Source organism: Rhodococcus sp. (in: high G+C Gram-positive bacteria) (genome assembly GCF_049286785.1).
In the GTDB taxonomy this organism is placed as follows: Bacteria; Actinomycetota; Actinomycetes; order Mycobacteriales; family Mycobacteriaceae; genus Rhodococcus_F.
Genome location: NZ_JBAQEO010000707.1, coordinates 1 through 13,230 on the forward strand (window position 1 = coordinate 1; position 13,230 = coordinate 13,230).

Genomic DNA, 13,230 nt, shown 5'->3' on the forward strand with positions numbered 1-13,230 from the left:
GCCTTGAAGCGGTCGGGACTGAGCATCGACGACATCGGCGCGTTCGAGATCAACGAGGCATTCGCGCCCGTGCCGCTGGCCTGGCAGATCGAGACCGGCGCCGCAATGGAGAGGCTCAACCCGGTCGGCGGCGCCATCGCGGTGGGCCATCCCCTGGGCGGTTCGGGGGCGATCCTGCTCACGCGTCTGGCGCATCACATGCGCGACAACGGTATTCGATACGGTCTGCAGTCGATGTGTGAGGCCGGCGGTATGGCCAACGCCACCATCCTCGAACTGCTCTGACCACACCACGCACGTAAAGGAACCGATATGGAACTCAAGGGAATCTCCACGGCGGTCACGGGCGGCGCATCCGGCCTCGGGCTCGCCACGGCGCGGCGGTTGCTCGACGCCGGCGCCCACGTCACGCTCATCGATCTGCCGTCCTCGAACGGAGCGGAGGTCGCCGAGGGACTCGGCGCGAATGCCCAGTTCGCTCCGGCCGACGTCACCGACGCCGAGCAGTTCGCGGCAGCTCTCGACGTCGCCCACGAGCGTGGCGGTCTGCGTGGGGTCGTGCACTGCGCGGGGGCGGGACGCCGAATGCGGGTACTCGAAAAGGACGGCACCGCAGGCTCTCTCGAAGACTTCGAATTCGTGATCCGGCTCAACCTCATCGGGTCGTTCAACGCGCTTCGTCTCGGTGCCGAGCGGATCGCGCGCACCGACCTTCTCGAGGACGAGCGCGGCGCGATCATCATGACCGCGTCCGTCGCGGCCTTCGAGGGCCAGATCGGGCAGATCAACTACTCGGCGTCCAAGGCCGGCATCGTGGGCATGACGATCGTCGCCGCCCGCGACCTCGCGAGCAAGGGCATCCGCGTCAACACGATCGCCCCCGGCATCATGGACACCCCGCTGCTGGCCCGCCTCCGCGACGACGTGCGCGCCTCGCTCGAGGCGACGGTGCCCAACCCGTCCCGCCTGGGCCGCCCCGACGAGTTCGGGCGTCTCGCTGCGTCGATTCTCGAAAATGGTTATCTCAACGGCGAAACCATTCGACTCGACGGTGCCATTCGCATGGCTCCGCGCTGATCCGGGCTACAGATGAGCACAAAGAGTCCCGATTGGCTGGCTGCCGGACTGGTGTACCCCGACGTCACGATGGCCGTGTGGGCGCCGAGCATGGCTGCGCTGTACGGGGATCGAGCGGCGATCATCGACGGCGAGCGAACCTGCACCTATCGCGACCTCGATGCTCGGTCGGCGCAGTTCGCGGACGCCCTGCGATCATCCGGCATCGTCGCGCGCGATGTGGTGCTCCTGCATCTGGGTAACAGCATCGAGTTTCTGGTGGCGTACTACGGCTCCCTGCGGGTAGGCGCGACAGTCACGCTGGTCAATCCGTTGCAGCCCGAACCGGGTCTGCGTAAGCAGATCGAGGAGACCCGCGCGGTCGCAGCGGTCACGCAGTCGCAGCAGCTGGGCACTCTGCTCGGTGCGGCGGCGAGCACCACGCTGAGTGTGATCGTGGTTGTCTCCGACGAGCCGGTCGCGGCCGGTACCGATCACAGCGTCGTGCGGTTCGACGACTTCATCGCCGGCAGGCCCACCCAGTTCGCACCGGCCTCGGTGAGCGGCGACGACATTGCGCACATCGCGTACACCGGTGGTACCACGGGCATCTCGAAGGGTGTGCGCGTTCTGCACCGCAACGTGGTGGCCAACGTGACGCAGATGTGCGCGTGGCGGGCGGGCCGGCAACTCGCGGTGGTGGACGGCGGAGGCCTGGAGCTGCGATCCATCGAGAATCTGGACGTCCACGGTGTCATTCCGGGCGACGGCGCGACCGCCGTGGTGTCGCCGATGTTCCATGCCCATGCGTTGATCAACACCTCGTTCCTGCTGATGTGCGGTCTCACCCAGGTGCTGGCCGGACGCTTCGATCCCGCGCGCATGCTCGCGCTGGTCGAGGAGCATCGGGTCAGCTACATCACCGGCAGTCCGGCGATGTGGCATGCGCTGGCCACCCATCCCGATCTGGCGTTCCGCGACACCTCGTCGGTGCGCGTGGTGTCGTCGGGTGCGGCGCCGATCGACCATGTGACGTTGGAGGCACTCGAAGTTGCCTTCCCCAATGCCCGAGTGGCCGAAGGTTACGGGCTCACCGAGGGCACGTGCGTGGTGACGGCCGCGCCACTGGTGGCGGGTTCGAGTTACCGCCTGGGCAGTGTGGGACTGCCGATGTTCGACACCGAGGTCGAGATCCGGTCCTCCGGCGATCCCACCGCCCCGCTGGGCGAGGGCGAACGCGGAGAACTGTGGGTTCGCGGCCCGCAGGTCACCGACGGCTACCTCGGGCACCCGGAGATCACGGCCGAGCAGTATGTGGACGGCTGGCTCGACACCGGCGACATCGCCTACCGCGACTCCGACGGATACGTGTACATCTGTGACCGTGCCAAGGACATGCTGATCTACAAGGGCTACAACGTGTATCCGCGTGAACTCGAGGAGATTCTGGTGTCCCATCCGGCGGTGTCGACGGCTGCGGTTATCGGCCGCGAAGCGGGCGCCGTGGGTCAGGAACCGGTGGCGTTCGTGGTGCCGCTGGCAGGCGCGGAAATCGACGTCGATGAGTTGAAGGCGTTCGTGGCCGAGCAGGTGTTGCCGTACAAGAAGATTCGCGACGTCGTGGTGATCGATGCATTGCCCACGTCGGTGGCGGGCAAGATCCTCAAGACGGATCTGCGTACTCGTCTCACCCGGTAACGAACACGAGAAGAAGGGCGGCGCCCGGTAGGGGCGCCGCCTTTCCTTGTCTCTCTGCGGAAACTCAGCCGCGCTGCGCCTGTTTGATCAGTCCGCCCCCGATGATCAGCCGCTGAATCTCGCTGGTGCCCTCGTACAGACGGAGCAGGCGGACATCCCGGTAGATGCGCTCGACCGGAACTTCCCGCATGTATCCGGTGCCGCCGTGGATCTGGACCGCGAGATCGGCGACCTTGCCGACCATCTCGGTGCAGAACAGCTTCGCGACGGACGGCGCGATCCGGCGATCGCTCTCCTCCACCCAGGCGCGGGCGGCATCGCGCACGAGCGCCCGCCCGGCCATCACACCGGTCTGCTGATCGGCGATCATCGCCTGCACCAGCTGGAAGTTGCCGATCGGGGAACCGCCCTGTGTGGCGGTGGCCGCGTAGGACACCGATTCGTCGAGGGCGCGCTGTGCCTGCCCGACGGACAGTGCGGCGATGTGCACACGGCCACGAGCCAGGGACGTCATCGCGGCACGGTAGCCGACGTCCTCGCTGCCGCCGACGAGCGCGGCGTCCGGCACCCGTACCTCGTTGAAATGCACATCCGCTGTCCAGGCACCCTCCTGGCCCATTTTGCGGTCCTTCGGCGCAACGTGCAGTCCCGGGGTGTCCGCCGGCACGAGGAACACCGCAATGCCCGGACCGTTCTCGTCGGCCGGCCGGGTGCGTGCGAAGACGACGAACAGGTTCGCCAGCGGTGCGTTGGTGATGAACCGCTTCTCCCCGGTGATGATCCAATCGTCACCGTCGCGGACGGCCTTGGTGCGCAGCCCTGCCGGATTGGAGCCGGCGCCGGGTTCGGTGAGTGCGAACGAGGCGACCACCTCACCGGATGCGATGCCTTCGAGCCACTGCTTCTTCTGCTCGTCGGTGCCGAAGTTGACGAGGACCTGGCCGGCGATGCCGTTGTTGGTACCGAACATCGATCGCAACGCCAGCGTGGTGTACCCGAACTCCATCGCGAGTTCCGCGTCCTGCATCAGGTTCAGGCCCAGGCCGCCCCATTCCTGCGGGATGGCGTAACCGAACAGGCCCATTTCCATGGCGGCGCTGCGGATGTCATCGGGTATCGCGTTGGTGTCGGCGATCTCCTGCTCGCGTGGAACCACCGTTCCACGGACGAATGCGCGGGTCTGGGCGAGGATCTCCCGGAAGTCGTCGTCGTCGACCTGGGAGGTTGTCGAGATTGTCATGTGTCAACCTTCCGATCCGGCCCGCGTCCTGTCCAATACGAATCGTGGTATCGCCACATAGGCACTGTCGATGGATTCGACGGGGTCGAATGCACGTGATCGCCGTTATGGTCGGAAGGTCAACCCCGAAAGGAATCGCATGTCACTGCTGGACAATCGCACTGCCGTCATCACTGGAGGAGCACAGGGCATCGGCTTCGAGATCGCCCGTGAATTCGTGGACGCCGGCGGCCGCGTGGTGCTCGGTGACCTCGATCTCGATGCTGCCACCGCCGCTGCGGAGAAACTCGGCGGCCGTGACGTCGCCCGCGCGGTGCGCTGCAACGTCGTGAACGCCGACGAATGGGACACCCTCCTCGCCGAGGCCGTCGACGGTTTCGGTTCACTCGACATAGTCGTCAACAACGCAGGCATCACCCGGGACGCCACGATGCGCACCATGATCGAAGAGGACTTCGATCTGGTCATCTCCGTTCATCTGAAGGGCACCTGGAACGGCACCCGCAAGGCGTCCGCGATCATGCGCGGGAACAAGCGCGGCGCGATCGTCAACATCTCCTCGCTCTCCGGCAAGGTCGGCATGGTCGGGCAGACCAACTACTCGGCCGCGAAGGCCGGCATCGTCGGGCTCACCAAGGCCGCGGCCAAGGAGATGGCGCACCACGGTGTGCGGGTGAACGCGATCCAGCCCGGCCTGATCCGGTCGGCGATGACCGAGGCCATGCCGCAGAAGGCCTGGGACCAGAAGATGAGCGAGATCCCGATGGGCCGTCCCGGTGAGGTCTCCGAGGTCGCGTCCGTCGCGCTGTTCCTCGCCTCGGACATGTCCTCGTACATGACCGGCACCGTCCTCGAGGTCACCGGTGGACGGTTCATGTAACCGAACCAGCCGCGAAACCTGTTGATCCCCTTACCCGAAAGGCGCACCATGCGCGAAGTCGTCATCTGCGAGCCCGTCCGCACCCCGATCGGGCGTTACGGCGGAATGTTCAAGTCGCTCACCGCCGTCGATCTCGGTGTAGCCGCGATGAAGGGTCTGCTCGAACGCACCGGGATCGCCCCGGACGCGGTGGGCGACGTGATCCTCGGTCACTGCAACGGCAACAGCGAAGCCCCCGCGATCGGGCGTGTCGTCGCGCTCGACGCCGGTCTCCCTGTCACCGTCCCCGGCATGCACGTCGACCGCCGCTGCGGTTCCGGCCTGCAGGCCGTCATCGTGGCCGCGTTCCAGGTCGGCAACGGCGACAACGAGCTGGTCGTCGCAGGCGGCACCGAGTCGATGAGCAACGCCTCCTTCTACTCCGTGGACATGCGCTGGGGCGGCGCCCGCACCGGCGTGCAGATGCACGACAGCCTGGCCCGCGCCAGATCCACCGCCGGCGGTCAGTTCTACCCCGTACCCGGCGGCATGATCGAGACGGCCGAGAACCTGCGCCGTGAATACGCCATCTCCCGGCGCGAACAGGACGAGCTGGCGGCGACATCGCATGCGCGTGCCGTCTCCGCTCAGAAGAACGGCATCCTCGCGGAGGAGATCGTCCCGGTCACCGTCTCCAGCCGGGCCGGCGATCAGATCATCGACACCGACGAGCATCCCCGTCCTGACGTGACCGTGGATTCGCTCGCCAAGCTGAAGCCGATCATGGGCAAGCAGGACCCGGAGGCCACCGTCACGGCGGGCAACGCCAGTGGCCAGAACGACGCTGCGTCGCTGTGCATCGTCACTACCGCCGAGCGGGCTGCCGAACTGGGTCTGACGCCGCTGGTCCGCATCGTGTCCTGGGGCGTCGCCGGTGTGGCCCCGAAGGTAATGGGCATCGGTCCCGTTCCGGCCACCGAGGTGGCGTTGGCGAAGGCAGGGATCACCCTCGCGGATGTCGACGTGATCGAACTCAACGAGGCCTTCGCAGCGCAAGCACTGGCCGTCACCCGCGAGTGGAAGTTCGGAGCAGCCGACTTCGACCGCACCAACGTGCACGGTTCGGGTATCTCGCTCGGTCATCCGGTGGGCGCCACGGGCGTCCGCATGCTGTCGACCCTGGCGCGCGAACTGCAGCGCCGCGAGGGCCGATACGGCCTCGAGACCATGTGCATCGGCGGCGGTCAGGGACTCGCCGCGGTGTTCGAACGCGTCGCCTGACGCACCGCCCCTCCGGATCGGCCGGTCAGGCCGTCGTCGAGCGCACCAGTTCGACGAAGGCCTGACCGACAGCCGACAGCGTCTCCGGATCGAAGGCCAGCCCGTACGCCCGCGAGATCTTCGGTTCACACGGTCGCACCACCGCGTCGGCTGCGGCTGATTCGGCGAGCGTCCGTTCCACCAGTGAGCCACCGAGCCCGGCCAGCACCATCGGTAGGCGTGCCTCGCGCTGACCGATCAGCACCGCGAGTTCGGGCCGGACCCCGGCATCTCGGAAGGCATTCTCGATCTCGTCGACGAAAGTCGCGCCCTGCGGGGCGAACACCATCGGTATCTCCGGAAGGTCGGACAGCGCGATCGGGGTGTCGGGGAGAACCGTTCCCGGCGGGTAGGCCAGCCAGAACTCCTGCTCGCCGAGCTCCATCACCTCGAGGCCGTCGTCGTTCTCGATCGGGAGGTGGGCGATGACGAATTCGCAGTGGCCGTCCCGGATCACCGACGCCGTGTTCTCCTCGCTACGCAGATCGGAGAACCGCACCGCCACCTTCGGGTAGGCCCGCCGGAAGCGCGCCACCAGGTCCACCGGTATGCCGGCGGCCAGACCCGGAAACGTCATGATGTCGAGCCGCCCGACCAGTTCGCTGTCCGACGCGGCGAGGAGTTCCTCCACACCCATCACGTCACGCAGGATCTGACGGCTGGGTCCCACGAGACTTCGCCCCGCCGACGACAGCACCATGCCGCGTCCGATGCGGTGGAACAGTTGCACGCCCAGCTCACGCTCGAGGCTGCGCAGCGCCTGCGACACCGTGGGCTGCGCGACACCGAGAGCGGCAGCGGCACCGTTGATGCCGTCGTTCTCGACCACCGCAAGGAAGTACTCGACCTGACGGAACTCCATGCCTATCCCCGCCCGTTCGGATACGTGGACGTTGCGATGAACGCGGCCGCGGCCGGTGACGGTTCCCCCGAGCGCAGCACGAGGCCGACGTTCCGCAGCAGCGGAGGGTCGAGGGAACGGACGGCAGCGGTGGGCATCTGCTCGGCGGCGACGAGCCGCGGAACCACCGCGGCTCCGGTGCCGCGCGTGACGAATTCCCAGGTGGCGGCGGGATGCGCACAGTCGACGACGACGTTGGCGGCGCCCTCGCCCAGCAACTCTCCGACCTTGGCGGCGTGGGTCTTGTCACCGAGGTCGAGAACGAGCGGCACCTCGCGGACCCGGGCACGGGCCACCGGATCGGGGATCCCCGCGGCGAGATCGTGGTGCAGTGCCAGCACCATCTCCTGCTCCATGACGGGGACGGTGATCATTCCCGCGTGCTCGACGGAGAGATCGGTGACCCCGATCTCGGCGACTCCGCGGCGCAGCGCTGTGTGCACACCGGTGGGGCCGTCCGCGTCGACGATGCGCACCAGGACGTGGGGGTGGCGGCTCCGGAACCGTCGGACGAGTTCGACGAGCGGGTCGATGGAGAACGCTGAGTACGTCACGATGTCGACCCGGCCGGATGCGAGTTCGCGGACGGCCGCGACCTTCGCCTTCGCCCGGTCGACATCGGCGAGGATGCGGCGGGCCGCCACATCTAGTTTGCGGCCGTCCGCGGTCAGTTCGAGACGGCGTCCGGTCCGATCGAACAGGATGGTGCCGAGACGACGTTCGAGGGTTCGAATTGCCTGCGAGAGGGAGGGCTGCGAAATGTACAGGGCCTGAGCTGCCTTCGTGATCCCACCATGGTCGACGACGGCGACGAAATAGGTGACGAGGTGCAGGTCCACCTGGTCATCCTAGGGCCCTCATTCTCCGCGCCACACCGGTGCCCGCTTCTCGGCGAAGGCGCGGGCGCCTTCCTGGGCGTCGGCCGAGGCGAATACGGGGTCGATGAAGCGGCGCTGGGCGACGAACGCGTCGGGGTCGGTATACCCGACTGCCATGGATATCACCTGCTTGGTGGCGCGCACGGCCAGCGGTCCGTTGGCAGCGACACGGGCCGCGAGCGCCTTCGCGACGGTGAGTGCTTCTCCGGGCTCGGTGAGGCGATTGACCAGTCCGTGCTGGAACGCGAGCTCCGCGGTGAGCGGATCACCGGTGATCGCGATCTCCATCGCCAGCGGGTAGGGCAGGATCTTCGGCAGTCGCAGCAGACCGCCGGCCGCAGCGGCGAGTCCCCGCTTCACCTCGGGAAGCCCGAATTTCGCTTGCCGCGACGCGACGATGAGGTCTGCCGACAACGCCAACTCGCAGCCGCCCGCCAGCGCCCACCCTTCGACCGCGGCGATCAGCGGCTTGGTGGGCGGTGCTTCGGTCAGGCCGCCGAAACCACGGCCGGGGATCGACGGGCGTTCCCCACGGGAGAACGCTTTGAGATCCATGCCCGCACAGAACGTGCCGCCGGCGCCGGTGAGGATGCCGATGGTCAGGTCGGGGCGCGCCTCGAACTCGTCGATGGCGGCGGCGAGTTCCTTCGCGACGGCCAGGTCGACGGCGTTCTTGGCTTCGGGACGGTTGAGGGTGATGACGGCGACGCCGTCCGAAAAATCGGTGAGGACGGTGCTCATGATGCTCTTTCTGTCGGTTCGGAACGGCCTCGCGCCCAGCGTTGCGGGCTGCCACCGGTGGTGTGGACGGCGCCGCGGTCGGTGAGCACGAGCAGGTGGGCGTGGGTTTCGCGGACCGCCAGACGGAGCAGACGATCCGACATGGATGCGAACGGACGGGACCACGTGATGTGCGCGGATATGTCCCAAGCCGTCGATTCCGGGTGAGCGTCCACGGCCTCGACGATCTCCGCGAATCGCTCCTCGTGGTGGTCCATCAGCTCACGCGCACGGTCGGCGATACCCCGGAACCGGTACTCGTGTGCCGGTAGCACTTCGCCGTCCGGCATCGCTGTGGTGGCGTGCAACGAGAGTAGATAGCGGTGCAGTGGATTGGCGAGTTCGCCTGGCACCGAGGAGATGTTGGGGCTGATGCGGGGCAGCATGTGATCGCCGCTGAACATCAACTGTCGGGTGTCGTCGACAAAGGTCAGATGCCCCGGGGTGTGGCCGGGAGTCCAGACGGTCCGCAAATCCCATCCGGGCAAGTCGAGAGGGGTGCCGTTGTCCAGTGCGATGTCGACCGACTCTCCCGGCGCAAAACGGACCAGTTCGACACGCTCGGCCGCGAGCACGCCCTGCGGGGCACCGAGGTCGGTGAGTTGGGTGTCCCAGATCCGGATGTCGGCGGCGATATCGTCCGGGGTGTGATGGCCGAGCAGGGCGGCGTCGGCGGCATGCATCGCCAGCAGCGCACCGCTCACCTCCCGCAACCTGGGTGCCAGCCCGAAATGGTCGGGGTGCAGGTGGGTGATGGCGGCGAACCGCACCTCGGTGATGTGGTGGCCGGTCTGCGCGATGCCGTCGACCAGCGCCTGCCACGACTCCTCGGCGTCCCATCCGACGTCGATCAGCGCGAGGCCGTCGTCGAGTGCGAGGGCGTAGATCAGTACGTAGCGCAAGGGGTTTCGGGGCATCGGCACCGGAATGGACCACAGTCCGGATCGGACCTCCTCGACCGGCGGGAGGACGCCCGCGGCCCACGCCTCACGTTGAGCGGTACCGACGTCTTCGGTGACGATCACGCGATCACCTCGTCTCCGCCCAACGCCTGCCGGAGCGAGCGTTTGAGGATTTTGCCGCTGGCGTTACGTGGAAGCGCCGGAACGAAGTGGATGTGCTGCGGCTTCTTGTACGACGCGATGCGTCCGGCCAGAAAGTCGACGAGTTCGGTCTCGGTGGGGGTTTCGGCACCGTCGACCACCCGAACGGCGGCGGTGACGGCTTCACCCCAGCGGTCGTCCGGCAGACCGAAGACGGCGACCTCGGCGACCGCCGGATGTTCGGCGAGGACTGATTCGACCTCGACGGGATACACGTTTTCGCCGCCGGTGATGATCATGTCCTTGACCCGGTCGGTGACGAATAGGTACCCCTGCTCGTCGAGGTATCCGGCGTCGCCGGTGCGCAGAAATCCGTCGGCGGTGAACAAGTCGGCGTTCTCGCTGTCTCGGTGCCAATACCCGGAAGTGTTGTTCCTCGACCGCGCCACGATTTCGCCGACCTGTCCCGCGGGCGTCGGCTCACCGGTGGCGATGTCGCGGATCTGTACCTCCACGCCGGGCAAGGGCGTGCCGGCCGAACGAAGTAGGTACGCGCGGGGACCGTTGGGATCGTGATCCTGTGCCCGCAGCGCGGTGACCGAGCCCATGGTCTCGGTCATTCCGTATCGCTGCACGAATTTGCATTTCAGCGTCGCCATTCCACGAATGAGCAAGGCCGGAGTGATCGGCGATGCACCGTACGCGATGAGTTGCAGGCTCGACAGATCGTGTTCGGCGAGCGTGGGTAGGTCGAGCAACATCTGGACCGCCGCGGGAACCAGGAAGGCGTGGGTGACGCGGTGTTCTGTGATCGCCGCTGCCACGAGGCGAGGATTCATCTCTCCGAGAAGCACGAGGTGGACACCGGCCGACAGGCACGTGCTCATCCAGCCGGCGCCCGCGATGTGAAACAACGGTAGTGCGTCGAGGGAGACGGAATCCTCAGCGAATTCGTAGATCCCGAAGTTGGTGGGCTCGTTGTAGAGGTTGCGATGCCTGGCCAGAACGCCTTTCGGTCGTCCGGTGGTGCCCGAGGTGTACAGCTGCAGCAGTACGGATTCGGGATCGTCGCCGAAACCGGGATCGACGTCCGTACCGGATTCCACGAACCCTTCCCACGTGCCGCCGACCGTGATCACCCGAACGCCCGGTAATGCCGCAGCGACAGCCCCCGCGGCTTCGGAGAAGTCGGGGTCGACCACCAGGACAGTCAACTGTGCGTCGACGGCGATCGCGGCGATCTCGTTCGGTGTGAGCCGCCAGTTGATCGGTGTGAAGACCACACCGGCCTTCGCGCATCCGATGAACAGTTCCGCTCCCGGCAGACCCATCCGCAGCAGTGCGCCGACACGGCTCTGCGGCTCGGTCATCGCCCCGAGTGCCGACGCGACGCGGTTGGTTCGGATGTCGAGATCTTTGTAGGTGAGCGTGGTGTCCCCGGACGTGATCGCAGGATCGGAGGCGCGTTCTACCGCCAATGTCCGAACTCGATTGGGCAGGTGCAGCACACTCACGTCATTCCTCATTTCCGATCGCCGGGCGGGGCGCCACCGTCGAGTCGACCATTCGAGTGGCACCCACCACAAAGTGGCGTTCCCGCACAGACGGTTAGCGAATGCCTATGGACGCTGTCTTGCTGTGTCCCCGCGGGGGTCGCCGCGTCAGCGCAGGTACAACCGGACGGTGTCGATCTCGTCGCGCAGGAGACGGATTTCCTCGGCGGTCGGCGGGTCGGTGCGGGTGAGATTCTCCGAGACCGACAGGTCCCAGCCGGTGGCCGCACGGACCTGTTCGACGGTGACGCCGTCGTGGATGCTGGTCAGCTCTAGCTCGTCCTCCGGACCGGTGCGGGACAGGACACCGAGGCTCGTGAACACCTTGGTCACTCCGCGGCCGCGCGGCATGATCCCGGCCCCGGACTCGCGGGCGCGCCGCGGGCTCGGCGAAGTGCAGAAGTCGAGTTCGGCGGGAAACGAGTTGGTGTCGTGGCGACGCATCACCACGAACACCTCACCGGCATTCGGCATGATTTCCACGGCACCGCCGGCACCGGGCAGTCGGACGGCAGGCGTGTCCCAGTCGCCGATGATGCTGGTGTTGAGACTGCCGTAGCGGTCGATCTGACCGGCGCCGAGAAACCCGACATCGACGTTCCCGCCTTGCAGTACGTAGCCGAACAGTGACGCCATGGACAGGACCGACTCGGCGCCGGAAACCACGACGGAGTCTGCGATGCCCTCGGCCATGGCGCTGGGATGGGCTCCGCAGACCCCTGACTCGTAGATCAGCTCGACACCCGGGTTCGAGGTTCGCGTCGCGAGATCGACTGCCAGCGTGGGCAGTCCGACGCCGGCGAAGACCCGCGCCTTGCCGGCGAGTTCCCGGGCCGCGACCGACACGATGACTTCGGTGGTGGATGCCCTGTCGGTGGATGGTCTGTCGGTGGTGCTCGAGGTCGGCTCCATGCTCATTTCCGTGTGCCGTAGTTGACGGGTTCGGCGTATCGCGGTGCGACCTCGAGGTCGGACCAGTAGTCGTCGCCGAGCTTGGCGAGGTACTCCTCGTGGTCGGCAATAGTGAGGACCCAGTCCTTCAGCCACGTCCGCAGAGCTTGCGGGTCCTTGCTGATCTCCGTCCAGCGACGGTAGAAGCCGCAGTCGCGGTCGTAGTAGCCCTGCGCGTACGACGGGTGGGCGCCGCGCGGGCACAGGACGACGGCGTCGACGGCATGTGACGGGATCAGCGTCCGGCTGGGATCGGAGCGGACGATGTCGTCGTCCACGATCTCCTCGACCACCACGATCGCCTTCCTCGCGGCATAGACCGCTTCCTGCTGGACACCGGCGATACCCCAGATCTGGACGTTGCCCGCGTGATCTGCGCGCTGCGCATGGATGATCGTGACGTCGGGGTTGAGCGGCGGCACCACGTAGACGCTGCCGTCGCCGTACGGGTCGTCGACGAGCCGGATGCGGGGGTTGAGCTTGGGCAGGTCACTCCCGGCGTACGAACGGAGTGGGAAGAACGGCAGGCCGGCGGCACCTGCCTGGTACCGGCACACCATGCCGTAATGACTGTATTCCTCCACCTCGAGCTTCACCGGATCGTGTTTCTCGATGCGTCGGCGGATCTCGTACAGCGAGCCGGCCGAGCCGCTGGCGAAGAACGACGCGACGAGCGTCGACACGCAATCGGCCGCGATCAGCTGGTCGGAGACGATGTCCGGGGTCATTCGGCACAGGGTGAGGTTCCGCCGTCCCTGGCGAATGATCTCGTGCGCGGCGGCGAACGGAATCAGATGCGAAAAGCCCTCCAGCGCAACGGTCATTCCGTCCTGCACCCGGGCCTCGATCGCGTCATGCATGGTCATGACCTTGTCAGCGGACATGTTCGTCTCCTGCCGGTGTGGTTTCTCGCTGCTCCGACTGTTGCAGCTGAACTGGGTGCAGTCCAAT

At 66.8% G+C, this 13,230-nt stretch carries 12 protein-coding genes and 1 pseudogene; 5 read left to right on the forward strand and 8 right to left on the reverse strand.

Features of this window, described 5'->3' with window-relative positions; genetic code table 11:
• The 3 genes and pseudogenes from WAW17_RS25485 to WAW17_RS25495 form a co-directional block, all read left to right on the forward strand.
• Positions 1–285: pseudogene (locus WAW17_RS25485) on the forward strand (acetyl-CoA C-acetyltransferase); the annotation flags it as partial.
• A gap of 27 nt (positions 286–312) precedes the next feature.
• Entirely contained in the window at positions 313–1,077 is a 765-nt protein-coding gene (locus WAW17_RS25490) for an SDR family NAD(P)-dependent oxidoreductase (protein WP_422335661.1), read from the forward strand.
• A 12-nt stretch (positions 1,078–1,089) separates the two neighbouring features.
• On the forward strand, positions 1,090–2,754 hold the full coding sequence (locus WAW17_RS25495; protein ID WP_422335662.1) for a class I adenylate-forming enzyme family protein: 1,665 nt from the start codon (positions 1,090–1,092) through the stop codon (positions 2,752–2,754).
• A gap of 64 nt (positions 2,755–2,818) precedes the next feature.
• Here WAW17_RS25495 and WAW17_RS25500 read toward each other — a convergent pair whose 3' ends face one another.
• Complete coding sequence (locus tag WAW17_RS25500) at positions 2,819–3,994, reverse strand: acyl-CoA dehydrogenase family protein (protein ID WP_422335663.1); 1,176 nt, start codon at positions 3,992–3,994, stop codon at positions 2,819–2,821.
• Positions 3,995–4,133: 139 nt separating this feature from the next.
• Here WAW17_RS25500 and fabG point away from each other — a divergent pair, with 139 nt between their 5' ends.
• Positions 4,134–4,874, forward strand: a complete 741-nt coding sequence (gene fabG, locus WAW17_RS25505; protein ID WP_422335664.1) for a 3-oxoacyl-ACP reductase FabG — start codon at positions 4,134–4,136, stop codon at positions 4,872–4,874.
• A 48-nt stretch (positions 4,875–4,922) separates the two neighbouring features.
• Positions 4,923–6,134: an acetyl-CoA C-acetyltransferase gene (locus WAW17_RS25510; protein WP_422335665.1), complete on the forward strand. Its 1,212-nt coding sequence runs from the start codon at positions 4,923–4,925 to the stop codon at positions 6,132–6,134.
• Positions 6,135–6,159: 25 nt separating this feature from the next.
• Here WAW17_RS25510 and WAW17_RS25515 read toward each other — a convergent pair whose 3' ends face one another.
• The 7 genes from WAW17_RS25515 to WAW17_RS25545 form a co-directional block, all read right to left on the reverse strand.
• Positions 6,160–7,035 carry a LysR family transcriptional regulator gene (locus WAW17_RS25515; protein WP_422335666.1) on the reverse strand — a complete coding sequence of 292 codons (876 nt, stop codon included), beginning with the start codon at positions 7,033–7,035 and terminating at the stop codon, positions 6,160–6,162.
• 2 nt (positions 7,036–7,037) lie between these two features.
• Positions 7,038–7,913, reverse strand: coding sequence for a LysR family transcriptional regulator (locus WAW17_RS25520; protein ID WP_422335667.1), 876 nt, complete (start codon positions 7,911–7,913; stop codon positions 7,038–7,040).
• Between the two features lie 18 nt (positions 7,914–7,931).
• Positions 7,932–8,693: a crotonase/enoyl-CoA hydratase family protein gene (locus WAW17_RS25525; RefSeq protein ID WP_422335668.1), complete on the reverse strand. Its 762-nt coding sequence runs from the start codon at positions 8,691–8,693 to the stop codon at positions 7,932–7,934.
• On the reverse strand, positions 8,690–9,757 hold the full coding sequence (locus WAW17_RS25530; RefSeq protein ID WP_422335669.1) for an MBL fold metallo-hydrolase: 1,068 nt from the start codon (positions 9,755–9,757) through the stop codon (positions 8,690–8,692). Before WAW17_RS25530 ends, WAW17_RS25525 begins: the two co-directional genes overlap by 4 nt.
• Positions 9,754–11,289: an AMP-binding protein gene (locus WAW17_RS25535; RefSeq protein WP_422335670.1), complete on the reverse strand. Its 1,536-nt coding sequence runs from the start codon at positions 11,287–11,289 to the stop codon at positions 9,754–9,756. Before WAW17_RS25535 ends, WAW17_RS25530 begins: the two co-directional genes overlap by 4 nt.
• Before the next feature lie 147 nt (positions 11,290–11,436).
• Complete coding sequence (locus WAW17_RS25540; protein ID WP_422335671.1) at positions 11,437–12,240, reverse strand: CoA-transferase subunit beta; 804 nt, start codon at positions 12,238–12,240, stop codon at positions 11,437–11,439.
• Positions 12,241–12,242: 2 nt separating this feature from the next.
• Positions 12,243–13,163: a CoA transferase subunit A gene (locus WAW17_RS25545; protein ID WP_422335672.1), complete on the reverse strand. Its 921-nt coding sequence runs from the start codon at positions 13,161–13,163 to the stop codon at positions 12,243–12,245.
• Positions 13,164–13,230 lie beyond the last annotated feature (67 nt).

What these genes read in the sequence shown, in the direction of transcription:
- WAW17_RS25490 (WP_422335661.1), top strand. Translation starts at nt 313, where the DNA reads ATGGAACTCAAGGGAATCTCCACGGCGGTCACGGGCGGCGCATCCGGC.
- WAW17_RS25495 (WP_422335662.1), top strand. Translation starts at nt 1,090, where the DNA reads ATGAGCACAAAGAGTCCCGATTGGCTGGCTGCCGGACTGGTGTACCCC.
- WAW17_RS25500 (WP_422335663.1), bottom strand. Translation starts at nt 3,994, where the DNA reads ATGACAATCTCGACAACCTCCCAGGTCGACGACGACGACTTCCGGGAG.
- fabG (WP_422335664.1), top strand. Translation starts at nt 4,134, where the DNA reads ATGTCACTGCTGGACAATCGCACTGCCGTCATCACTGGAGGAGCACAG.
- WAW17_RS25510 (WP_422335665.1), top strand. Translation starts at nt 4,923, where the DNA reads ATGCGCGAAGTCGTCATCTGCGAGCCCGTCCGCACCCCGATCGGGCGT.
- WAW17_RS25515 (WP_422335666.1), bottom strand. Translation starts at nt 7,035, where the DNA reads ATGGAGTTCCGTCAGGTCGAGTACTTCCTTGCGGTGGTCGAGAACGAC.
- WAW17_RS25525 (WP_422335668.1), bottom strand. Translation starts at nt 8,693, where the DNA reads ATGAGCACCGTCCTCACCGATTTTTCGGACGGCGTCGCCGTCATCACC.
- WAW17_RS25540 (WP_422335671.1), bottom strand. Translation starts at nt 12,240, where the DNA reads ATGGAGCCGACCTCGAGCACCACCGACAGACCATCCACCGACAGGGCA.
- WAW17_RS25545 (WP_422335672.1), bottom strand. Translation starts at nt 13,163, where the DNA reads ATGTCCGCTGACAAGGTCATGACCATGCATGACGCGATCGAGGCCCGG.